Consider the following 24,711-nt stretch of genomic DNA (forward strand, 5'->3'; position numbering starts at 1 on the left):
GGTAGTATTTTTAAATGAGTGGTTATATTAAATTTTCTAAAAAATTGGATTTTAATCTTCTAGAAATAGGAATTACCGTTTTATCTTTAAGAATCAAGCATCCTCCATCAATTCTAACATAGCGATCAATAAAATGGATGTTCACAATAAAAGATCGATGACTTCTTTTAAAGGATTCACTGCAAAGTAAATTTTCGAAATGTTTCAGAGTTTTTGAAATTAGAATTTTATTATTGTCAGTGAAGTAAATATGAGTATAAGGGCCATCAGCCTTACAATAAATAATACTAGCTGTTTCTACATATCTAACTCCATCTTTTGTAGGTAATCCAATTCGATCGAATGGTTTAGATCTATCAAATTCATTATTTAAGTTTATCGCAATTTTATTACTTGTGCTTTTAGGGACTTTTATTTTCACTTTATTTACTGCTAAGATTAATTCATTAATATCAATCGGTTTAATTAAATAATCAAGACACGAATATTTAATTGCTTTTAATGCATAATCCTCGCAAGCGGTAGTGAAAATAATTTCAAAATTAACAGGCGCAATTTGCTCCAAGACTTCAAACCCAGTCCCGTCTCCCATTTTAATGTCTAGAAATACAAGTTCAGGATGGATTGAATCTATAAGTTCTATCGCATGTTTTACTGATATAGCTTCACCAACGATTTCTAATTCAGGGCAAAATTGATTAATCAATTCTACTAATACAGCCCTAGTGCTTTTTTCATCTTCTACTATTAAAGCTCTAATTTTCTTCATAAGGTACTGTTATAATTACTTTAGTTCCTATTGGTCTATTTAATTTATCTTTTAAGTCAAGAATAGAAAAGGTATATGAACTTCCAACTTTTTTATCCACCTCTTTGTCCCAAATCGAAAGCCTCTTTTTTACCAAAGACAAGCCGAAAGATTTGTGTTTAATGCCACTATTTTTATTTAAATCTCTCCCTACCCCATTGTCTTGTATAATACATTGAATTGCATTCTCCATTTGTTTAATTTCTATTTCTATTAATCCTTTTCGATCCTTTAAACCATCCATACCATGCCAAATGGAATTTTCAATGAATGGTTGTATAAGCATTGGAGGTATTCTGATCTCTTGATTTTTTAAATCATCCGAGTTAATGCTAAACTCAAAACTGTTTGAAACTCTATTTTTCTCTAATTGTATATAATCTGTCAGCAATTCAATTTCCTCTGTAAGCGATATCCATTTATTATCTGAGTATTTTAAAATCTTTCTTAACATCCTCGCAAATGAAGAGACTGCTTGAACAGCCTCATTAGTCTTTCCTTTTAAAATTAGGTATTGAACTGAACTCATTACATTATATAGGAAATGGGGATTCATTTGAAGTCGTAATGCTTTCAATTCAGCACGTTGATTTTTTATAATTAATAAAGCTCTTTGTTGTTTACTCTGTAAAACCTTAGTTGTAATTAAGATAACAACTAAAATTAATAGAATAATTAAAAAAAATGTAAACCACCAAGTTGCCCAAAATGGAGGTTTAATTTTAAGATTAGTCGTTTTTTTAAGTTTGTTCCAAAATCCACCATGATACCTTCCTCTAAACTCCAACAAATTATTCCCATAGCCCAACTCATTAAGTTGGATTATTTCTTCGCTTGTAATCCATCGTTTACCATTTATTCTATATTGTAAATTAATTTCACTTAGAGGTTTAAAAAAAATGGGATTGAACTTAATAACTATAGGGATGTGGTCATAATTTAAGTCAATGATATTCATGTTATTTTCACTTTCAACCAAATTTATACCATTGACCGCAGGCGCAAAAGCCAATAGTGGATTTGTTAGTTTCATGCTCTCTCCAATGCTAAATAACAATATTCCCAAGTGGCTATTTACGATCAATTGAGAGTCAATAACTTTAGTCTCTTTACAATTCAATATATGAAACCCATTATCTTTACTAATAGATCGAATAAACTTCAATGAATCATTTACTATACTAAACTCATCTAACCCCTTTATGCTAGAAATAAACAGGTTATCATTAAATCCAATTGTAAGATCATTAATTAAATTACTAGCCAAACCATCAGTTTCAGAAACTCTTTGTATTACTGTAAATTGATCATCTAGTAAAATAATTCCATCACCTAGGGTGGCTACAATTATTTTATCTTTTAATTTCTTTATTGCTTGAATTCTTAAGTCGAAATCTGAAAGATATATCTGCTTAAAAGTGGTCTTTTCGTCCTTAACTTGAATTAAATGAATTCCATCATTGGTAGTTCCGACTATTGCAACAGAATCATTTAATGCTAAAACCGAATTCATTTTAGTGTTCAATTTAGAATTATTGGCGATAGAAACTGCTTTTTTGAGATTAAAAAAATTGGATTTATTGACTCTAAAAAGTTGTTGAGAAACTATCCAATAATAGTTAGGGGTTATATCATAATCATAAATAATTCTAACAATATTCTTATTGAGAATATTACCCTTATCAATTAATAAACCTTTACTTCTTTTAAAGACTAGTATTTCTTTGTTTTCAATGTTTACATAACTTTCAATTGAAGCTCCAAAAATAGTATACTCGTTTTTTAGATTTTTAAAGTCAAAATGATACAAATAGTTACTGTTCGCAATTGTTAGTAGTGATTTTTCAGGTTGTTCAATTTTTGAAAAAGAAAATCGAAATGGGTTGTCGAGAATTAATTGAGATGGAAAAATAGGGGAAATATAAAACAACCCATTATTAAGGGTGGCATACCATTTACTACCTTCATGATCTAGATATACACTATTAATTGAGTTTCCATTTAAAAAATAATGATCACAATTGAGTTGATCTTTTATTAAATCATTAATGGTTATTCTAAAATTCTCTTTAGCAGTTGAAATATATAAGAAGTTTCTATCATTTCTAATCAATTCAATATTATCTTTATATACAACCCTTTTTATATTCCTTTTTGTCTTTAAATCAGTAATAAAAATGGAGGCTCCTTCAGAAACTAAAAGATGATCTTTAAATATAATAACTTGTTTATGAATTGAATTAATGAAAGTTTCATGATTAATTTTATAAGTTGTATTATTTGAGTCTATATAGTATACAAAACCAGAATCTGATTTCACTAATATGTAATTATCTTCTATTTCTTTTACAATAATGCTAGATTTTACTTTTGAAATTAGTTTTTTCTCAATTTCTCCACTTTTTTTTATTTCTAAATAAGATGAATCCCAATTTTTGACAGTTATAAATTTGTTTCCACCACGATCTATCACCATTTTGGTAATAATATTGCCTGCTAAAATTTCTTTCAATTTAGAGTTGTAGGATTCGGCATAAAATTTTCCATTATGGATCCTTCCTATTTCATTCGAAATAGTATAATAATAAATAGAACCATCAATGCCTTTTTCAAATTTAAAAACGGTGTTATTTACTAATCCATCAACCGTAGTATAATTAATGAATTTCTTACCGTCAAATTTTGAGATTCCACGATCTGTTGCAATCCATAGATATTGATTCTCATCTTGAATTATGTCGTAAACTTGATTACTTGGCAAACCATCCTGGATAGTATAGTGCAAGTGATATGGTTCAATAGATAAAGTTGAAGTATTTGCTTTTTGGGCCAATAAGGATTCAGAGCATAATATTAAACTTATCAACAACTTGGACAGTACTGCTAATTGGGGTAAATTCAAAATATTAAAGTCAGAGAAGGTTAGGTTTAGTCAATATTGAAAATTAATAAAGTTTTTATTCTAAATGAAATGAATAATTAATACTTACTAAGTGGTATTGATTACTTATTAAATGGTATTGCATATAAATGGAGTTCTAAACTAGCTTTTAAAGTATAGAAAGGTAACAAATAAAATTGGCGCTTTATATCTAAACCCTCTTATCCAACAATCTAGACCTATTGGTTTAATAATCAACAAAAAAAGGCAACTGCTTTTGCAATTGCCTCTCACTTTTAAATTGTTTTAGAATGTTACACAGAAATTGTTTCGTGTTCTCCCAATTTTGGTTGTTCATTGGTCGCCCATGCTTTCCCCAATTCGAATAATTGGGTCACCTTATTTTCTTCATTGGTCCAATAAGCTGCTTTATCCATCTCTACTTTGATGAGTGAAATACTCGGATCGTCAATTCCTTTCGGGAACCAAGCTTTGACCATTGGATTCATCAATTCTTTCATCTTTTGTTCATCGGTATGTATACTCGCCATTCCTGAAATGGTCACGTAGATTTGTTTTTTAGTATCTGTAATACTGATGTTCACTTTGGGATGTTCTTCAATTTCATTCGCTTTACAGCTATTCTCATTAGTGAAAAACCACATGGTTCCATCTTCATTAACTTCACTTAAACCCATTGGACGGGATTTTAAGTTGCCATCATTCTGCTGGGTAGTTAGCATGGCCATTCGTTGATCATCAATTAAGTTCAGTAATTTATTGTATTTCGTTTCCATAATATTTATTGTTTTGACAATAAAGACGCAAGGATTGTTCCAATGAGGCATTCCCTCTATTTCAAGGCGTAAACCAACCAGTTTTTCAATGATGGTGTGGAAATGCGGTGACAACTGTGGAACTCTTTAAATTGTGACAATTATTTAAGGCTACTTTCCTCATTTTTCTTCATTCAGAAAGGGAACTTTAATCGGAAGTATTAATTTTGACCTCAAATGAGCAATACGCAGCAATCAATATCAATAAAGGACAATTGGATTTTTTTCTTAATCTGTCCGATCATTGCGCTTTTGGTGGTTCATATTGGGAATGAAAACGACTTCACCGCATTACTTAAAATGCCCTCCTATTACACTGACATTTTATTGGCATTCGCCCTTACTTATGCCACAGCTTATTATATCAAATGGATTTTTAGAGTCCGATTCTCAGCAGCCCAATGGATTCCGCTAGACTTTCTAAAACTTTTTGTATTTGGCATCCTAATTCCAACGGCTACAATTATTCTCTTGGAGTCGCTTTACCTGGTATTCTTATTGCATATTCCATTGAGCGAATCTTCTATTTTTTATCTAGAACTTCCGTTAATCTTGACTTTTTGTGCAGTGATCAATTTAATTTACATCAATTTATTAAACACTTCGCAAAAGAAGTTTTTGGAGCAGAATTTAATCCTTCAAAAAGAGCAATTGGAATCAATAACAACTCAAAAAGAATCGATTTTTTTAGTTGATCATGGCGCAACATCAAAAGCCATTACTGCCAAGGAGGTTGCCTATTTCATTATTTATGAAAAAAATGTATTCTTAGTTCATGCAGATGGGAATCAATACTTGTATGGTTCTACGCTAGAGAAAATTGAGCAAGAACTAGATGCATTGCAATTTATTCGAATAAATAGAAAAGCCATTGTCAACCGCAAAGCCATCCTTTCTTTTGAGCGATTGGAGTCTAGAAAGCTAAAAGTGTTGCTTCAGCCCACCCCAAAAGTGGAGGTATTTGTTTCAAAAAACAATGCCAGCAAATTTCAAGAATGGATGCTTCAAAAACAACTGTCCGCTTGAGCTTAAATTTTGTCCGTTTCACATTAATGCCATTGGATATAACGGATTCTAAAGAATTAACAGAATAATTTTGCGGTCCAATTGATTTTAAATTCAAGGACTGTTTTATGCGAAATACTATTTTATATCTTCTTCTATTTCTTGTGCCCACACTTTATGGACAAGAGAATAATTTAAAAAAAGAAACTGCCATTTCTGTTGGTTATTTTGGAGAAACCATTACTCACAAAGGAGTAAACGTTGGATTGGAAAAGCACTACTTTGCAGATTCAAAATACAAAATGATTGTATCGGCAAATGCTGGATATTATATCCATCAACGAAACAATACTTCTATTTTTTTAAGGGGGCAATGGGGACAACGCGTTCAGCTCACTAAAGGGGTTTTTATTGAAAACTTTCTAGGAGTTGGGTATTTACATCAATTTTCGCATGGTGGAGAATTATATGAGGTGCTTCCAAACGGAGCGGTGGTAGAAAAAAAGAAGCGTGGAAACCCGAAACTGATGCCTTCTGTAGCAATTGGAGGTGGTTATCTTTTCCCGAATAAACGAATTGCTATATATGTTCGTCCTGAACTATTTTGGAAGGCTCCTTTCAATGGTTACTTCTTAACTCATTTTGCATTGAATACCGGTTTAATATTTAATTTATATGGCAATGAATAAAATCAAATGGATCTGCGGATTACTTCTTCCGATTATGTTACTATTAAGTTGTCAAAAAGAGAATTTATTGGAAGATGGCGACTTCTTCTATCTGGAAAGCAAAGGGGCTGTTATGCCTGTTTGGGTAAAGGGGAACACTGCCTCAAATAAGTTTATCATTATGCTACATGGTGGCCCTGATGGAGGGTCTTCACAGTATTACACTATATTTCCTTCTCATCAAGAAATAGAGCAAGAATTTGCCATCGTCTATTGGGATCAGCGCATGTGTGGAATGAGTCAAGGAAACCCGTCCATGAAAGATGCCACCATCCAACAGTTCACTGATGACTTAGATCAACTCATCTCGCTTATCAAATTCAAGTATCATTCTCCTGACCTCTACTTAATGGGGCATTCATGGGGAGGAGCACTAGGAACGAATTACCTCCTGAATCATCAATCGAACATAAAAGCTTGGATAGAAATTGATGGAGGGCATAGCTGGACCACTGCAAATTCCCTTTCAAGAAGCATCATGATGGATTATGCGACACAACAAATCAACACAAACACGGAAAAGGCGTATTGGCAGTTTGCGCTTAAATGGTATGAAGATCATCCGTTTATTGGAATTAATGAAGATGCACATTACTCCTTTGTGGGAAAAGCAAATGGATACGATTATAATCCAGAAAGCGATTCCCTCCAAGTTCCTTTCACTGATTTATTATTTCATTCTCCCATATCAACTGCCTATTTTTTTGCGCCATACAATTTTTCATTTCTAGACAAAGGACTTGATTTACAAGATCAGTTGGGAAAAATTACCATTCCGACTTTACTTTGCTGGGGAAAACACGATAAGGTGTTTCCATTAGAAATTGGCCAAGACACTTATCTTAAATTAGGTACTCCTGAAAAGGATAAATACATCAAAATATTTGATATTTCAGCACACTCACCAAATTATGAACAGCCCAAAGCATTCGCCAAAGCAGTCATAGACTTTATCCATCTGTATTAAGGTTAGATGAGTCCTATGGCTTCTTTTACCATCTTCTCACTATAGCTATTTAGTTTTTGATGTGACGGCATCCAACCCAATAAAAAACGCGTAAAATCGGCCCAAGCGATTGAAAATAGACTTCTCCACTCTTGCTCGAGTGAATTGATATCGATCTTTTTTTCGGATCGTTTCAATGCAGCTTTCAAAGTTTCAAAATAGAAATCCAATAATTCATCTTCGTAATTCTCACATTCAGATTCAGTCAAGCAACTGCCTATAAAGTAAACCACGTCTTTCATTCCACAACCGCCACCGACATATTGAAAATCTACTGCTGCGACTTTTTTCATGTCATTCGAAAAACAAAAGTTAGCCACTTTAGCATCTCCATGAACGATGGTTTTATAGGTGCAATTTCGAAGGATTTGATCCAGTTGGATCGCCTTGTTCTTTAAACCACTCTCCGCCATGGCTTCTAATTCATCTGGGCGCGTGGCTAAATGCCAATAGGTTCCTTCTTCCCACAAACCTTTAGGAGATTCATTAAGAAAAAGCGCATGAAAATTGGCCAACCAACTCAACACTACTTTGGCTTCCTCAACTTTCAAATTAGACTTTCGAACTGGATAGCCTGAAGCATTCAAGTCTTCTAGAATGATCAAGTGTTTATCATCTGTAGATTGAGAGGCGTAGCATTTTGGAACCGGGCAAGAAGCATCGCATCGAGAAGCCCAGTTTTTATACCACTCCACTTCTACTTCATACGATTTTACTTTTCGTTGATGCGATCGATCCGTGTTCCACCCACGAGGATGGTTTCTATTCGATTGAAAATTGATGTTCTTGATGATAACAGATTGAATATCCTCATTCTTTAATTGAACACGGGTTATTTCTCCATATCCACTCCACAACGATTGTATAACGGTCGATTTTGGCTTATTCTCACTATTTAGCTGATCGATTAGTTCGGTTATTTCTGAAGGATTTATCACGATTCAAAAATAGGGCTATTGGAAAAAATATCGCATCCTTTCTTTAAAATGCTAGACCGATTCGAATACCCGGATAGAATTTTCTAAATCCATCTTCCATATATAATTGAGGACTAAAAATGATCTTTTTGTAAATCGACTTATTAAAACTTAGTCTGAATGTGTTTTCATCAAATAAATCACCTTGCCTCGAGACTAAATAGCCAAATTCTACTCCAAAAAGATCTTCTCTTAGTCCTTTTTTTGCGAAATTGAATCGGTAACCTACGTTTATAAATGTATTGATGTTCATCTCACTAGGACTAGTGAAATCATACATCAAATTAGCTGAAAAATAAGCGTTGTTTTTAATGATTCCTTTCTTTAAAAAGATAACATCTGCTGAGAAACTAATATCAACCAAACTAGTGTTCTTAAGGAGACTCACTCCAGTTCCCATATACAAGCCGATCTCATCCCCATCAGAGTTTGTTCTGTTTTTTTCTACTATTTGTGTTACATTCCCATCAATACATTGAAAGAAAAAGGACTTCGACATTTTTGATTTTTCAGGCAAAGAATCTATTACTCGCTTTGTACATTCCATAATTTCAAACTCAGAAAGTATACTTAAGTCATTTGTTGAGAGTGTCACATTTAACCCTTTGTACATCAATTGCGCTTTATCCCGAACACCAGTATTTATTAATTTTGATTGATCCATTAAGAAAATCTGTTTGGGATTCCCTTTTTCTATGGAAAGTAAACTATCAGAAAAATAGATAACCACCTCTGATTCATCTAATTTTAACTGATCTACAAATTGAGGGATTTTCGATTGAAAGTTAGTTATGAGTATCTCCAAGTCCTTATTTTCTTGCAACTTACTATAATCTTCAAACTCAATAATTACTTCTACTCTATTGTCAATAATTATTGTCACCGAATCAGGTATCATTTGACTAAAACCAAAAAAAGGTAGTAGTAAGAAACCAAGAATGATTTGTACTTTTTTCATGTGTATCGTTTTAGATTAATTAGAAGCAATAGAATTTAATTTCACTTTTATAGTTTCTGACTCATTATTAGACGGTTTAGAAGTTTTATAAACCGGATAAATTTTCGAATTTGGATCAATTTGACTTCTACTTTCTAGTGGAACAACCTGTTCTATTGAATCCTCATTACTTTCTTTGATTGTTTGCTCCGCGATGTATTTAATTTCTTCAATAAATACGGTATCAGTCTGATATACATACTGTGTTTTTTCAACAAAATAGTCCTCACTTAAAACTTTATTCTGAAACTGCTGTAGTAATTGAATGTCAGATTGAAAACAACTCAGTTGCTCGTCTTTTTGCTCCAACTGCTTAGATTGAATTAAATAGTTTGATTGCATAGCATTAATGCTATTCGCCAACTGATTCATTTCTCTTTGGTGTTGCTCATTCATAAAATAGATAATACTAACAGAGCTCACTAACAACAAGATTACCGCTGCAGCCTGATATTGCCATCGAATTAGACCTTTCTCTGAATTTAGGTTTTGTTGCACAGCTGTCCATACAAACGATTTTGAATGTTCGATTTCCTTCGAATACAAATCACTCTCCTCGTTTAGCTTATTCCTTAATAGGTTATCAAAATCAGTTGGTTCCATAAGTCGCTTTATCGTTATTGATCGTATTCATTAGACTTGTTCTAGCTTTTTTCAATTGAGTTTTTGAAGTGTTTTCGCTAATTTTTAAAAGAGCAGCAATTTCCTTGTGAGAATAGCCTTCAATCACATACAAGCTAAAAATGGTTCTATACCCAGTCGGTAATTGTTCTATCATTTTTAAGATGTCTGAAGCTTGCATTTGCTCCAAACTATTTGGTGAGTTATTTTGAATTTCAAAAGGTTCTGAATCAAAATCCAATTGACTTCGTTTGTTTAACAATCTAATTGATTCATTAATTAATATTGTTCGAATCCACTTTCCCAGACTTCCTTTACCTTGGTAGGAAAAGGATTTAAGATTTTTAAAAACCTTAGTAAAAGTTAGTATTATAGCATCTTCAGCTTCGTGATGATCACTCAAATAACGCATCGAAATAAGGTACAATTCCTTGTAATAATTGCTGTACAAGGTTTCTTGCGCATGTCGATTATTATCAATGCAATGTTTAATGAGTATTTCTTCGTTTAAGATCAATTCTTTCAATTGGATTGGCTTTCGAATGTATAACCTAGGAAGTTCTAAATTGGTTGTCTGGGAGTTAAAATATTCCAGGAAACCTTAATTAAGGTAATGAAAACGAGCCTTTATTATACCAATAGGTAACTACTTATAGCTCTAAACATCAATTATTAATTCGCTACACCTATCGCCTCGTATTTCAATATGTCAGTTCAGTTACCTTTGGTCGATAGTTTTTTTTGGGGTACTGAAGGTTTTACATTTTTCAAAAATAGGGTTAATAGAAGATCTCTAGATGTTAAGAATTTCTAATCAACTTCCAATTTTGCTGAGCCACTAATAACAGCACCATTATCATAATCAAAATTGACATCACAAAATTTGATATACTTCTTACCAACATCATTTACTTCAAAATAAATTGATTGACCCTTGATAGCTTCAACAAAATTGTTACCGAATTGATCAACATACCAGGCTTCTGCATGGTATGCTTGTTTTCCAATTAAAAGTCGCTCACTTTTAGTCGGAATTCCTAAATGAAAACTTGGTAACGCTAACATTAATTCTTCACCTGAACTAAATCTGAAAACAATGATCTCTTTATTGTCAATTTTATCTCCGAAAAATGTAGCAATCTGCTTCAAAGTTTTATTTTTGTTACTCCATTTCAAGGAATTATTAAAATTAGATTCACAGGATAGTACTTTTTTTTCACAGGGTTTACAATCGCCACCACAATCCGTATCTAACTCACCTTCCTCAGGATTAAAATACTTATTAAAGCAGTGATCAAAATCGAAATAATCTCCAGGCGCATTTATTTTTAGATTACATGAAATTAGTTCAATATTTATATTTTCCTTAGGCGTATTATAATTTACAACTCTACTACCTTTAGATTCTAAATTTCCATGAATGGAAGTTTTGCATTCTCCTGGAAATAACGTATCGTAAGTTGAACCTGTCGCAATATTATAAACGACTATTTTATTAATTGTTGGATTACAAAGTTCTAGAGTGGTGAATTCACAAATAACATCTTCCTTAGAACATGAAATAAGAAGCAGTGAAATAAATAAGAATACAATAAATCGGTTCATTTTGAGAGTATTTAATTGAATGTTAGATGAAAAATAATCTATTTTTTTGATTTATAATAAGTTTTCTACTACACTTCTGAAAAAATATTAGTTTAGTAAATTGATTGATACCCTTTTCGATTAACAGAGTCCTACACTAAAATTATAAATACCCAACCCCAATCGCCTTCCACTTCTGAGCATACATTTCAGGACAAGAACCCAACTCCCCACTTTTCCAATTCAACAAGGCTTGAAACTCTATGTCTTCCAATCGATAAACTTTTACCATATAACTCTGACGAGCAAATACATAATGACTTACTTTCGGTTCCGGAAACTCTGTAAAAGTATCTTCTCGAAAGTTGCCGATACATTCCGCCACAGGAAATTTCAAGTCCAACGTCACAATTGATGGAGAGATTTGAAGTGGACTGTTTGGCTGTTTATTTATGATTTCCTCATGCCCTTCTCCATTGTATACCTCAGTAAAGGTTCGTTCGAATTTGGCCACATCAAGGATGAACAATTGCCATGATTCGGGAGTGCCCTCATCTTCCAATAAAGTAGATTCCAAGTAAGCTGGAAATAGCTTTCCTAAATCATTTAATGTATAGCTTGTAGATGGATGTTTCAACAGGAAATTCCAAGCGAAGTGTTGAAATAACTCTTCACCCAATGCATTTAATAACCCTCGGTATTCTACTTTAAAACATTCGAATAGCCTTGCAAAATATCCGTTGTGATAAATTCCAATTCGTTGTTCACTTGTTAATGTATTCGAAGGAGAAACTACAGACTGAATACTCCAATATTGATCGTTGATAGCAGTTTCTTCTGCACCTTTTATAGCACCATTTGGATGAGTAATCACGCCCACCATCCATTCTTGAATTTGTTTTAAATCACTCATTATTCCCAAATAGCTGGTGCGGTTGACAATGCATTGGAGACTGTTTCTGTGGCATTTGAAAGCAGCACTTCTTCAGGAAGTTTTCCATTTTCAAAAATCTCCTTTGCTTTCAATACTTCCTTTTTCAATTCAGGAAAGGCAGGGATATTGGAATCCCATTCCAACAAAGTAGATACAGGGCCAGTTAATTCAATTGTTTTTTGATACAACTCCCAAACATTTTGAACCACATGATTGTCGTGCGTATCAATAATGTGTGTACCCTTATTTAAATGTCCAGCTAAATGAAATTGTACCACTTTGTCCAATGGCAATGCTTTTACATATTCAAATGGATCAAATTGATGATTGAAAGAGGACACATAAACATTGTTTAAATCCAATAATAATCGACAGTCGGATTGATTGGCCATTTCACGAATGAAATCCCACTCAGTAAACGTATCCGTTTTAAATTGTAAATAAGAACTTGGGTTTTCTAGAACCAAGGGGCGTTCCAAGTAATCACTGACTACTTTTATACGTTCAACGACATGCTTTAACGTTTCTTCATTCAAAGGCAATGGCAATAAGTCATGGGTATTTTTTCCCAAAACTCCAGTCCAACACAAATGATCGGAAATCCATTGGGCGTTGATTTCCTTTTCCATGACTTTCAATTTCTTTAAATAGTCGAAATTAATGGGATCTGTACTTCCGATAGACATGGAAACTCCATGCATCACAACAGGATATCGCTCTGCAATTTGATGAATCACATACCGTGGAAAACCGTTGGAATCTATAAAATTCTCAGAGATAATTTCAAACCAATCAATCTCAGGATTTTCCTTCAAGATGTATTGAAAATGCTGACTTCTAAGCCCTAATCCAAATCCCAAGTAAGGGAAGTTTGTATTTTTAATCATTTGGCAAAGTAAAAGAAAAACGATGCAAGAAAATCTTGCATCGTTTGTAACTGAATTAAGTTTTTATTTTGTTGTCGGTAATGGACAAACCACACCGGTTGATGGAGTTAGTTCAGGTTCATACCTCCTAGCCATTGTTTTGTTATTATTTGGCAATACTGTTTTTCCTGCTGCAGTAGCTTGTGCTTCAAAAAGCGTTCTAGCAACCGACCAAACTGACTGACCACCATAATTCTTTGTTGCTTGTGGGTACATTTGACAAGGTGAAATTGGAGATTGACAACCACCTTTACCAGCACAATTATTCTGCCCAGGTGTAGGAATAGTTCCCGCAGCTGCGTATCCACAACCTCCTTGTCCTGCGCATTGGTTAGAAGAGCTACATGCTTGTTCTACTGTAGCACAGTCACCATCACCTGGACCACTTCCAGAATTGTTATATCCTTTTCCTGCACACATATTTAATCCTTGACAAACGTGCTTCTCTGCCGGACCCGCAGGCCATGGAGTTGGTGAACTCACATAATTCCAAGCTGGAGTTTGACCACTTTGCCATACTGAAGTAGCAAGCGTTCCAGTTTGTGACATCCCTCTTAAATCCAAAACATCAGTAGATTTAAAATCAGCATTCATTTGGTTGATCACCTTAGAGTAAACCTCAGTTAGTTCCAATTGAGCAGGATGCATTACATCTGGTGGTCCAACTTGATATTGAGGAATGGTGTTGGTTTTTAGATAGGTATTGATATCATTGAATCGTTCCCAATGGCTGATGTCATCCAACTCTTGATACTCTTGCCCTTTTTCTGGAACATAAGAATCAGGCATAAATCCTTCGGCACCATTGCCTTCTCCCTCTTCAACGATACATGCCATCGCATTGTAAGCGTCTTCTAAGGTTTGTATAGATTGTTTAACATCTCCATACATACCTTGAAAATTCATCTTCTGATAAGCATCATTCTCTTTTGAATACATTTCGTTCCACATGGCCTTCACTCCATACGCTAAAGCATGGTATAAATCACCAATAGACTCATAACTATCATGATATAATTTAGGACCAGTGGTAGTCACAGGGTTTGCTGGATCTTCATTGTAAGGATAATTAGGATCAGGAACTTCTATAGCCAACATTGTATCTATTAATTGACTCAAATTACCATTTACAGCCATCCCTTTGATGCCTTTTAGACAGGATGGTGGCTTGCTTAAATCAGGCGCAGTAATGTCAGGTCGAACCCCTAGAGCATTTGAAATATTGCAAGCCAATGTTAAGTGATACATTTCTTGAATTGCTACCGACATAATAACATCGTAAGCAGAAAATAACTCAGTATCTGCTGGTTTATCTTTCGTAGCACCTGAAATTGTTGCGCTAATTACTTTATCATTCCTATTCTCAATTTTTATTGAACTAGCGGCACTTAAATACACAGGAATTGTAAATATTTCAACGGCAATTGCTGTATTTAAGGTTTTAGCAAGATTCTCTTGCGTCCATGGTTGACCTACAGAAGGTGTTTTGTTTGTCATTTTTAGTTTAGGTTTAAAATTTGAATCCGATTAATAAGTGATAAAAATATCTTAAAAGGTGAACCAATACAATACGGGGAAACTCGCATAATTGAATTTTAAGTTATCCACAGCTATTAAGTTTTCCACCATTCTATATGTCTTATCTATTTCTAGAATTCAGTTCACTTTCCTTATTTTTGGGAATTGACTTTAAAAATTTTCCCCTTGACTATGAAATCAACTAGACTCCTTTTCACGCTTTGCTCCTTTCTTTTCATGATTAATAACATAAATGCTCAAAATGATGGTGCCTACAACTATATGGATCAACAAGAGGATACTTCTCGTTTTTTTATAGGAATTAACTTTGGGGCATACTTCCCGAACAACAATACAGCAGGAATGTATTCAGGAACTCCAAGTGCTACGCCATTCGGAATTCAATCTGTTCTAAATCGCAGAGATTTCAAACAAACATTCGAAAATTATTTCCAATACCCTTATTCAATTGAAGAATACCCTACAGATCCATCCTACAAAACGGCGTTTGAAATTGGATTACATGCAGGGTATCGACTAGGAAAACGATTCTCTCTATTTTTAGATTTTAACACCGTTCAATTAAGGTTTGAGCAAGCGTTTACAGTTTCTATAGATGATCCAAAGAATCAGCGAGTAGGACCAACATATGAAGCCATTCCTATTTTTGGGAAAGAGAATCGCATCAGTGTTAACTTGGGTATGCAGTACAACTTTTACACTAATGGTAAATCAACTGCCTACCTTTCATTGTTTGGAAATGCAACAGATGTGGAATTAAAAAGCAATTATTTCGTAGTGAACAATCAACAATATGAGCTCTTTCATTACAATTACAACCTTCCATCACAACGCGTTGGTGGAATTGGCTATGGTGGTGGAACAGGTATAGGATACAAGTTCCATTTAAATGATCAGATTTTAGCTGATCTTTATTACAACTTGACTTACACAGAGATTAACCTAAAAATAGGTTTTCAAGAATATGGCATTCAGAATGGACTTGGAGTAAGGATATTATGGACCAAATAATCTTCGATTAAATCATCCATAATACACTCGAATTTAACTTCTCTTTATTAATTACTTGTAAAGCCTGATCGATCTTTTAAAAGTTTATTTAAATTTTGATTCATCCATTCTAAGCGCGCTTTCAAATATGTTTCTATAATTTCTACTTCAGAAGCAAAATTATAAGCTTCAGGATACCATTTATTTGCATTTCTATGTACTGCACCCGTTTTAGTAAGGTAGCTAGAATCACTAGTTATTTTTTTGATAAGGTTTTCGTAGACTAGGATTCCGTTTGTAGTTCTGTTCACATTCCAAGTATTCTGAACAACTCGGCAAAAGGATGTATCTAGCAATAAACTTTCCCACCAGACTGGAGATTGACCAAGTTCATTCATACAGTAGGTCCAACCAGTGGTATCATAATAGTAATACGTTGTTGAAGTATCTGCACAACAACCTTTACCCGTTTCATTGCCACCTGCATTCGTATTCCCGAAGGATTTATTCTTGTCCCACAATGGCCCTGCATACATTTTCTTGTTTTTTTGATACATAAATGTACTGCGATGATATCCATCAGGATCTCTGGCTAATTCATTTAATAAAAAGTAAATGGCGAATGAATTGTAATCTGTAGTTGAACGCATATTTTGAAATGCAGCTTTCATTGCTGGCACTTTGTCCAATGAATCATTAGGACAAGGAATATAAATGCCATTTGTGGCCTTCAACTTCGGACAACTAGGGACAGAAGCATAAGTATTATAAATAGAACTATGGTTAGAAACCCATTTATTAGCGTACCAGTTATTTATACTGTCCCACCCACCTGTATTTTTACTTTTTGCTAACCCATCTACCTTAGGCTCATATAACTCTACCTGAGACGTTAATACAACGTTTGAAAACTGCTTGTACTTACTTTCTGCTGGGTTTAATTGAAGAATGAAGTCGGTATGTCCTTTAGATAAATCATACTTTTTTATGTCAATGCGATGTTTTTCAGCTTTAATTTTTTCCATCAAAAGATAGACCCCATTGTAATACTTTTCAGGATTCGCGATTACCTTTAATAACTGACTTTTAAAAAATGTGGAATCATTTATTATGGCAGTTGCAGGAGCTTCAATAATAAACAATTCAAAATATTTGTTTCTTGGAGCCCACTGCCCCATTTCTTGCTGAGTATAAAATGCCAACGAATTTCTCATCAACGTCAAATCAAAAGCTCCAGCATCATTAAAAACCCAATGACTCCCACCGTGCTTCATATCCATAAAGTGATTCGGTTTCAACTCCTTTTTATCTGTCGAATTCAATTCAACTTCGAACTGCTGTTTACTTACCTCCCTAGTAGACCGGCCTCTAACATGCATCTTAGCCAAAATTCCATTTTTACCACTTTTAAGTGTATCCAATACAACTGTATTATTTCCCTGGGTATTAAAATAATACAGTTGTACTGAACAAGATGAATCCTGTAAGTTTTGGCCTGAAGCAACAATAGCTACAACAGGATTAATGTATTGAGTAAGAGTATCTGCTTTGGTAGGTAAGCTAGTTATAAAACTTAAGCAGAATGCTAAGGGTAGGATGTTTGACTTTAAAAATCGTTGATGAATATTCTTCATTTTCTTAGTGTTTGATTCAGAAATAGGTTAAAGTATCAATCTAAAAATTAGAATATAAATTGATATCAACAAATATACTTCACCTCCCAACTATAAAAAATGAGTGAATACTCTCAATTTTAAAGTAATAATAATCGCCTTGATTAAACGAATACCAACCAAGTCTGCAGAATGCAAGTCTCTACTTATAACTAAAAGGACTTATCAAAGAAGAGGTAATCCAATATAGAACTGAAGTAAAAAAAAGTCTATTCTCAGAATTATAGCCTCTCTATTCTAGCTTCTAAGATCTAACTTCTTGCTTCCATTCTCTAACCACAAAGTTCACAAAGTATTAAATTTTCAAATGCAAAATAGAAACACAATGTCACTCTTCTAGCCAATAGTGTCTCTATTCTAGCTTCTAACCTCTCACAGCGAAAGCGGTCTAGTTTAATTCAAATCCAACGCCTTAATGCTATCAATACGGTTGCGTTCCAAGAAAGCATCAATGGTTTCAAAGTGTTCAATTACACGCTGATTTTTAAACTCAAACACCTTTTCAGATAGCCCTTGTAAAAAGTCTCGATCGTGAGAAACTAGAATCAAGGTACCATCAAATGCCTTTAGAGCTTCTTTCAACACATCTTTTGATTTCAGATCTAAATGGTTAGTTGGCTCATCGAGAATCAATAAGTTAACTGGATCCAATAGTAATTTAACCATTGCTAATCGGGTGCGCTCCCCTCCTGACAACATACTCACTTTCTTGTCGATATCGTCGCCACTAAACATGAATCCACCTAAAATAGATTTAATTTGTGTTCTAATTTCTCCTTTTGCTACTTCGTCTACTGTTTGAAAAACAGTCAAATCTGGATCCAATAAAGCCGCTTGATTTTGTGCAAAATAACCCACCTTTACATTGTGTCCTAAAACACATTTTCCTTCTACTTCTATCTCTCCCAAAATGGCTTTAATCATGGTAGATTTTCCTTCACCATTTCGGCCAACAAATGAAACCTTTTCTCCTCGGCTCACAGAAAAGCTAGCATCCTTAAATACAACGTGATCATCATATTGCTTCGATAAATCAGAAGCACTCACCGGGTAGTCTCCTGAGCGAGGAGCTGCAGGAAATCGCAAACGAAGCGCTGAAGTATCAATTTCGTCCACTTCTATAATTTCCATCTTTTCCAACATTCGTTCTCGTGAATTCACCTGATTCGTTTTAGAATAAGTCCCTCTAAATCGTTCAATAAATCCCTTAATGTCTGCAATGGTCTTTTGTTGCTCGTCGTATGCTTTTTGCTGATGCACTCTGCGATCTTCTCTCAACTGCAAGTAATGACTGTAATTCGCTTTGTAGTCGTAGATTCGACCCATAGTCACTTCAATGGTTCTGTTCGTAATGTTGTCGATAAAGGTTCTATCGTGAGAAATGACTATTACCGCTTTTGCTTTGTGAACCAAGAAATGTTCTAACCATAAAACAGACTCAATATCAATGTGGTTAGTTGGCTCATCTAACAGGATTAAATCAGGCTTCTGCAATAGAATTTTCGCTAATTCTATTCGCATTCTCCATCCTCCACTAAACTCACTCGTTTGGCGGTGAAAGTCTTCCCGTTTGAAACCTAATCCTTTCAATGCCTTTTCAATCTCACCATCGTAATTAATTTCTTCGATGGCGTAAAACTTTTCTCCTAAATCACTTACGCGATCAATTAAACCAGAATATTCAGCAGATTCATAATCAGTTCTTGTTTCCAATTGTTTGTTGATGGATTCAATCTCATCCCGCATGGAGAAAATCTCTTTGAACGCTTTGGCCGCTTCTTCAAATACGGTGCAGTCATCATCAGTCAACAAATGTTGCGGTAAATAAGCGATGACAGCATCCTTTGGTGCATTTACTTTCCCTCTGGTTGCTTTCTGTGCGCCGGCTATAATTTTCATCATGGTGGACTTCCCAGCACCATTTTTACCCATTAAGGCGATTTTATCGTTTTCATTCACCACAAAAGAAACATCACTAAACAAGGTTTCTCCGCTAAATTCTACTGCTAGTCCGTCAACTGAAATCATAGGTACATATTTGAGGACGCGAAATTATCAAAATAAGAGGAGATGTGATGCCTTTATTAAATTCAACTTCTTCAATTTTAACCCAACCAAACACCACCGTAAACCAATTTTATTTACGTTTGTGATTCAAATCTTCATTATTGATCGCATACAGTAGAAATAATAGAAACAGCATCCTGATTGGTTTGGTGTTGGCTTTGCTAGCGCCATTAATTGGTGGTGGATTCTATTTTGTATACCGAAGAAATGCGGTTCGCAGAGAAGTGAAGCACATGATGAAAACCAAAGCGAGTAAAGACGATTTGGTAGAGTTTAACTTCACCAAAGTTGAAATCGAAAACGAATTGAAATGGAAGCATTCCAAGGAATTCGAATACAAAGGTGTGATGTACGACATCATTGAAGTGAATGAAAATGGAGGTTTGACTCAATATTGGTGCTGGAAAGATGAGAAAGAAACCCATCTGAACAAGCAACTCATTCATTTGACCAATTATGCCCTCGGTCATGATGTGCCGTTTAAAAATCAAAAACAACAGCTAAAGACCTTCGTGAAATCATTGTTTGCCGAAAATTGGACCCATTTTCAATGTCAATTGTTTGGTAAAACCAATAATAACTTTGCACAATTTTCCGAAGGAGTTATCACGCCTTTTTTCACTCCACCTTCCCCTCCACCACAATTCAACTAATTTAATTTCAAGAATATAAATACAATTCTGCTATTGCTCATTTAATAGCACTGGCGGAGCTATGTTCTAACATTAACTAAATCTAATCAACGATTTACAAAAAGAAATTTAAATTAGAAATACATGAAATTATATATTACACTCCTATTGTCGTTATTCATAACGGCACAAGGGTTTAGTCAACAATTATCGGGGAAGGTAATTGATGCAGAAACGAATACACCATTAATAGGTGCGACAATCAAAAATAAAAGTGGAATTACTACCACTGATAATTCAGGTCAATTTAAAATAGCCTGCGTATCAAATAGTCCGTTAACGGTTTCTTATATCGGCTATGTAGCTAGCAGTCAAACGATAACTAACTGCAATCAAGAATTGGTTGTGAAATTGGCAATGGCTGACAACAAACTAGGTGAAGTTGAAATTACGGCTTCTTCTAGTAAAGAAAAACTGTTGTTGACTGAACCCAGGTCCATTGTAAAATTGGATTCCACTGAACTACAACGTGGAAACGGACTATTTTTGTCCGATGCCATCAATACCAATGTTCCGGGCGTGCAAATGCAGCAGCGTACCATTGCTGGTGGACAATCCTTTAACATTAGAGGTTACGGAAACGGACTCGGTTTTAGAGGAGCGAGTAACAACTTCGATGGACAAGGTTCTAAAGTGTACTTGAATGGAATTCCATTGACTGACGCAGAAGGCATTACCGTATTGGATGACATTGACTTCGGTTCTATAGATAAAGTGGAAGTAACAAAAGGTCCATCTGGTGCACTCTACGGATTAGCCATAGCGGGTGTGGTGAATTTGCAAACTAAAAAAGCAGCCAAAAACACGACCTCTATTGGACAAAATACCATGTTCGGTAGTTATGGATTGTTCCGATCCACGACTCAAGTAGCCATTGGCGGTGAAAATTCCTCCGTCTTGATTAATTATGGAATGCAAGAATTTGATGGATTTATGGATCACACCAAATCGCACAAAGATTTTGTGAATGTAATGGGTGATTTTAAATTAAACGAAAAGCAAAGCGTTACAGCTTATTTAGGCTATAGCGATAGCTACGATGAAAGAAATGGTGAATTGACCATTACTCAATATGAGGAAAAAGATTACTCAGGGAATGCGCGATATATTAAAAACGATGCACATTCTGCAGTAAAGTCTTTTAGAGCCGGTTTTGGTCAAACCTATAAATTCAAAGAGCACTTTTCAAACACCACCACTTTCTTTGGTTCTACCTTAAAAATGGACAACAGTTCTGCAGGTGGCTGGAATGACAAAGCACCGTTAAACTATGGATTAAGATCGACGCTAGATGTCAATTACAAACTGTCAGATAACATTTCAATCAGTGGAATCTCAGGGGTAGAATTACAAGTTTCTACAGCTGTTGCCAACTCTTATGGAATGGTAACAGACAGCACTGATTTAGACGGTTATAATGTAGTTGGAGGTATTAGAAGTATTCAATCAGCGACCAATAGCACTGCGGCCTACTTTACACAATGGACGCTTTCTTTACCAAAAGATTTCAGCGTAACTGCAGGAGTTGGATTGAGCACAATGAAAGTAGAATTACAAGATCGTTTATGGGGTACAAAAAATAATATTCCAGGATCAACAGTTCCGCAAATCATTAAAAATCGATACGATGACTTGATTTCTCCTTCTGTTTCCATTAACAAGAAAATCAATGACAAAGCCTCTGTTTACGCGACTTATTCGGTTGGTTATAAAGCGCCTGTTGGCTCACAATTCTACATTCCTTACACCAATGAAGTGAATAAAGGGTTGGTACCTGAAAAAGGGACTCAAATTGAAGTGGGTACAAAAGGTAGCTTCCTAAACAATCATTTGTATTATGAAGTGGCTGTTTTCAATGCTCGATTTGAAGACAAGATGAGTACTGTAGCAGTTTCTGATGCGGCACAAACGACCACTTTATATTCTTACATCACCAATAGTGGCTCATTGAACAACAATGGTTTTGAGGCTTTAATCAAGTATGAGGCGATTAAAGAACGAGGTGGATTCTTTACTTCAATCGCTCCTTTTGCTAACTTAACGTATTCTGATTTTAAATACGATAACTTCAATTATCAGAAAATTGGATCGAGTAATGCTGGGTTAGATAGCGCCATTACAGAGAACTATGATGGCAATCAAGTTGCTGGAGTTTCTCCATTGGTTTACAATTTCGGAGTGGATGTAAATACACAAATCGGTTTGTATGGAAATGTAACGTACAACTTCCGAGATGCTATGTATTTTACGTCTGACGAAGCCAATGAAACCAAAAGCTACAGTTTGGTGAATGCCAAGTTGGGTTTCAAAAGATCAATCGGTCGATTTGGATTTGATGTGTATGCGGGAGCAAACAACATCACTAGCGAGCAATACTACCAAATGGTTTTTGTGAACCAATTAAGTGACGCTTACATTCCTGCGCCAAATGAAATCAACTATTTCGGAGGATTAAATCTGAAGTATAAATTCTAGTATTTTTAGGAGAGGGCATTGCCCTCTCCTATTTTATTTTCAAAAGATTTAAAAATGAATAAAATAGGAATTATAATAACACTTTGTTTCATCGCCATTGGTTGTGGCCGTTTTTCGAATGAAGAAAAGAAGGAAGAACAAACTGACCGAATAGTAAGTGCTGCAAAACAATACACCGAAATCATGTATGCACTAGGCGTTGGTGATAAATTAGTTGCAGTAGACATTTCAAGTACGTATCCACCTGAAGTGAAAGAATTGCCAACGATTGGCTACCACATGCATTTGAGTTTTGAAGGAATCATGGCCACCAAACCCACCTTGTTATTGGAACATGGTGGCAAGTTTAGTATTGGTCCAGAAGCTGTCGTAGATCAGCTTAAAAAGCTACAAATCCCTACTAAACAATTCGAAACAAAAGCAGTAGACATCGAATCGACCAAAGAACTCATTCGTGAAATGGGAACATTTTTTAATGCCACTGAGAATGTAGATTCCATCTGTCAGAAATTAGACAGCGATATGGCAATTGCCCAATCAGAACGCGAAAAATACACCGATACGGTAAAAGTTATTGTGATCCATTACGGGCAAGCCATGAACATTTATATGGCTGTCGGGGCAGATGGAACTGCGGGTAAAATGATTGAATGGGCCGGAGGAATTATTCCAATACAAAAACATGGCATGGAGAGAATTACATCTCCTGAAATTATTGCTAAAGCCAATCCGGATGTCATTCTATTGACTGACTTTGGATATGATAAATTGGGCAGTATGGAGCAGATTTTAGAACTCCCAGGCATTGGATTAACCAATGCGGCAAAAAATGGAAAAATCTATCGCGTAGAAGAGCACGACATGATTTATTTCGGTCCAAGAACTGGGGAGAACATTCTAAAACTGCAACAACTCATTCATCAATAAATAAGATATGAATTTATCAGTAAATCAATTGAGTAAGCCAATTATTTACAGCATTCTAAGTGTTTTGCTGTTTATAGTTGCGGTTTTGTCGGCAAAATGGGGAGCATTAGAAATCAGCTCAGAAGAAATTTTTCATGCCTTGGCCAATTGGAATAGCTCGGATCAGTTGAGCTTAAATGAGCGCATTTTCCTAGAAATAAGATTACCAAGAGCTGTACTCACTATTTTTACAGGAGCTGCGTTGGCGTTGGGCGGCGTAATGATGCAAGGTCTATTTTTGAATCCCATAGTAGAGCCAGGTTTAATCGGAACTTCAAGTGGAGCCGCTTTTGGAGCAGCTTTGTATTTTACGTTAGGTGCCTTTATTCCAACCTTTTTTGAAGGATGGAGCTTGCCCACTGCCGCTTGTATCGGTGGTGCTTTCGCGACGTTTCTAGTGTATTTTTTAGCTCAAAACAAATCTAAGAGGCACACGTCTACCTTGTCTATTTTATTGATTGGAATTGCTGTAAATGCATTATTCTTGAGCGGTGTAGGGTTTCTATCCTACATCGCGAGAGATCCACAAGCTCGTTCCATTACCTTTTGGAATTTAGGTACATTATCCGGAGCGAATTGGCATTCAGTAATTATTGTAGCGCTGTCAACCATTTCGTGTGGATGGATTGGATTGTACTTCTCCAAGCAATTGAATGCACTTTTATTGGGTGAAGCCGAAGCGTCCAACTTAGGGGTGAATGTGAAACAGCTAAAAATAAAACTCTTAGTCGTAAATGTGATTCTAATTGCAGTTGCTACTGCATTTACAGGTGTGATCGCTTTCGTGGGATTAGTGGTTCCTCATTTATTGCGTATTCTAAAAGGTTCTGACAATCGATACTTGATCATCGGAAGTGCGTTAATGGGAGCTTTGCTGCTGAGTTTAGCCGATTTGTTGGCGCGTTTACTTCTCGCTCCTGCTGAATTGCCCATTGGTATAGTCACAACGATTGTTGGTGCACCAATTTTTATCTATTTATTACGTAAAAACGAATACCTCTTTTAA

21 protein-coding genes are annotated in these 24,711 nt (G+C 35.0%); 8 read left to right on the forward strand and 13 right to left on the reverse strand.

All coding sequences use genetic code 11. The annotated features are described in order from the left end of the window. Positions 1-22: 22 nt before the first annotated feature. The 3 genes from ACTB0X_RS01115 to ACTB0X_RS01125 all read right to left on the reverse strand — a co-directional run bounded on the left by ACTB0X_RS01115 (position 23) and on the right by ACTB0X_RS01125 (position 4,486). Positions 23-769, reverse strand: coding sequence for a LytR/AlgR family response regulator transcription factor (locus tag ACTB0X_RS01115; RefSeq protein ID WP_463023129.1), 747 nt, complete (start codon positions 767-769; stop codon positions 23-25). Next, the gene (locus ACTB0X_RS01120) at positions 756-3,593 is read right to left on the reverse strand and encodes a sensor histidine kinase (protein ID WP_463023130.1); all 2,838 of its coding nucleotides are present in this window, start codon (positions 3,591-3,593) and stop codon (positions 756-758) included. The genes ACTB0X_RS01115 and ACTB0X_RS01120 overlap by 14 nt, the downstream gene beginning before the upstream one ends. Before the next feature lie 410 nt (positions 3,594-4,003). Then, entirely contained in the window at positions 4,004-4,486 is a 483-nt protein-coding gene (locus ACTB0X_RS01125; RefSeq protein WP_463023131.1) for a pyridoxamine 5'-phosphate oxidase family protein, read from the reverse strand. 216 nt (positions 4,487-4,702) lie between these two features. Between ACTB0X_RS01125 and ACTB0X_RS01130 the strand changes: the two genes are divergently transcribed. The 3 genes from ACTB0X_RS01130 to ACTB0X_RS01140 all read left to right on the forward strand — a co-directional run bounded on the left by ACTB0X_RS01130 (position 4,703) and on the right by ACTB0X_RS01140 (position 7,225). After that, positions 4,703-5,551: a LytR/AlgR family response regulator transcription factor gene (locus tag ACTB0X_RS01130; protein ID WP_463023132.1), complete on the forward strand. Its 849-nt coding sequence runs from the start codon at positions 4,703-4,705 to the stop codon at positions 5,549-5,551. A 107-nt stretch (positions 5,552-5,658) separates the two neighbouring features. After that, complete coding sequence (locus ACTB0X_RS01135) at positions 5,659-6,219, forward strand: hypothetical protein (RefSeq protein WP_463023133.1); 561 nt, start codon at positions 5,659-5,661, stop codon at positions 6,217-6,219. Next, complete coding sequence (locus tag ACTB0X_RS01140; RefSeq protein ID WP_463023134.1) at positions 6,212-7,225, forward strand: alpha/beta fold hydrolase; 1,014 nt, start codon at positions 6,212-6,214, stop codon at positions 7,223-7,225. Before ACTB0X_RS01135 ends, ACTB0X_RS01140 begins: the two co-directional genes overlap by 8 nt. A 2-nt stretch (positions 7,226-7,227) precedes the next feature. Here the strand turns inward: ACTB0X_RS01140 and ACTB0X_RS01145 are convergent, their stop codons facing one another. The 8 genes from ACTB0X_RS01145 to ACTB0X_RS01180 form a co-directional block, all read right to left on the reverse strand. Continuing rightward, entirely contained in the window at positions 7,228-8,202 is a 975-nt protein-coding gene (locus ACTB0X_RS01145) for an oxidoreductase family protein (RefSeq protein WP_463023135.1), read from the reverse strand. 43 nt (positions 8,203-8,245) lie between these two features. Next, the gene (locus ACTB0X_RS01150) at positions 8,246-9,199 is read right to left on the reverse strand and encodes a hypothetical protein (protein ID WP_463023136.1); all 954 of its coding nucleotides are present in this window, start codon (positions 9,197-9,199) and stop codon (positions 8,246-8,248) included. Between the two features lie 15 nt (positions 9,200-9,214). Next, positions 9,215-9,841, reverse strand: a complete 627-nt coding sequence (locus ACTB0X_RS01155) for a hypothetical protein (RefSeq protein ID WP_463023137.1) — start codon at positions 9,839-9,841, stop codon at positions 9,215-9,217. Next, positions 9,828-10,385, reverse strand: coding sequence for an RNA polymerase sigma factor (locus ACTB0X_RS01160; RefSeq protein WP_463023138.1), 558 nt, complete (start codon positions 10,383-10,385; stop codon positions 9,828-9,830). The genes ACTB0X_RS01155 and ACTB0X_RS01160 overlap by 14 nt, the downstream gene beginning before the upstream one ends. A gap of 284 nt (positions 10,386-10,669) precedes the next feature. Then, complete coding sequence (locus ACTB0X_RS01165; RefSeq protein ID WP_463023139.1) at positions 10,670-11,464, reverse strand: hypothetical protein; 795 nt, start codon at positions 11,462-11,464, stop codon at positions 10,670-10,672. A gap of 142 nt (positions 11,465-11,606) precedes the next feature. After that, entirely contained in the window at positions 11,607-12,356 is a 750-nt protein-coding gene (locus ACTB0X_RS01170) for an HvfC/BufC family peptide modification chaperone (protein WP_463023140.1), read from the reverse strand. Continuing rightward, positions 12,356-13,264 carry an MNIO family bufferin maturase gene (bufB, locus tag ACTB0X_RS01175; protein ID WP_463023141.1) on the reverse strand — a complete coding sequence of 303 codons (909 nt, stop codon included), beginning with the start codon at positions 13,262-13,264 and terminating at the stop codon, positions 12,356-12,358. Before bufB ends, ACTB0X_RS01170 begins: the two co-directional genes overlap by 1 nt. A gap of 63 nt (positions 13,265-13,327) precedes the next feature. Beyond that, the gene (locus ACTB0X_RS01180) at positions 13,328-14,800 is read right to left on the reverse strand and encodes a ferritin-like domain-containing protein (RefSeq protein WP_463023142.1); all 1,473 of its coding nucleotides are present in this window, start codon (positions 14,798-14,800) and stop codon (positions 13,328-13,330) included. A gap of 258 nt (positions 14,801-15,058) precedes the next feature. Between ACTB0X_RS01180 and ACTB0X_RS01185 the strand changes: the two genes are divergently transcribed. Beyond that, complete coding sequence (locus tag ACTB0X_RS01185) at positions 15,059-15,853, forward strand: hypothetical protein (protein WP_463023143.1); 795 nt, start codon at positions 15,059-15,061, stop codon at positions 15,851-15,853. Positions 15,854-15,900: 47 nt separating this feature from the next. Here ACTB0X_RS01185 and ACTB0X_RS01190 read toward each other — a convergent pair whose 3' ends face one another. Then, complete coding sequence (locus tag ACTB0X_RS01190) at positions 15,901-17,466, reverse strand: CotH kinase family protein (RefSeq protein ID WP_463023144.1); 1,566 nt, start codon at positions 17,464-17,466, stop codon at positions 15,901-15,903. A 432-nt stretch (positions 17,467-17,898) separates the two neighbouring features. Next, on the reverse strand, positions 17,899-19,533 hold the full coding sequence (locus tag ACTB0X_RS01195) for an ABC-F family ATP-binding cassette domain-containing protein (RefSeq protein ID WP_463023145.1): 1,635 nt from the start codon (positions 19,531-19,533) through the stop codon (positions 17,899-17,901). A gap of 140 nt (positions 19,534-19,673) precedes the next feature. Between ACTB0X_RS01195 and ACTB0X_RS01200 the strand changes: the two genes are divergently transcribed. The 4 genes from ACTB0X_RS01200 to ACTB0X_RS01215 all read left to right on the forward strand — a co-directional run bounded on the left by ACTB0X_RS01200 (position 19,674) and on the right by ACTB0X_RS01215 (position 24,711). Continuing rightward, positions 19,674-20,225 (forward strand): hypothetical protein, encoded by a 552-nt coding sequence (locus ACTB0X_RS01200; protein ID WP_463023146.1) that lies wholly within the window; start codon positions 19,674-19,676, stop codon positions 20,223-20,225. A gap of 123 nt (positions 20,226-20,348) precedes the next feature. Next, positions 20,349-22,739, forward strand: a complete 2,391-nt coding sequence (locus ACTB0X_RS01205; RefSeq protein ID WP_463023147.1) for a TonB-dependent receptor — start codon at positions 20,349-20,351, stop codon at positions 22,737-22,739. A gap of 54 nt (positions 22,740-22,793) precedes the next feature. Beyond that, on the forward strand, positions 22,794-23,666 hold the full coding sequence (locus ACTB0X_RS01210; protein ID WP_463023148.1) for a heme/hemin ABC transporter substrate-binding protein: 873 nt from the start codon (positions 22,794-22,796) through the stop codon (positions 23,664-23,666). Between the two features lie 7 nt (positions 23,667-23,673). Next, on the forward strand, positions 23,674-24,711 hold the full coding sequence (locus ACTB0X_RS01215; protein ID WP_463023149.1) for a FecCD family ABC transporter permease: 1,038 nt from the start codon (positions 23,674-23,676) through the stop codon (positions 24,709-24,711).

Source organism: Acidiluteibacter sp. (genome assembly GCF_055129545.1).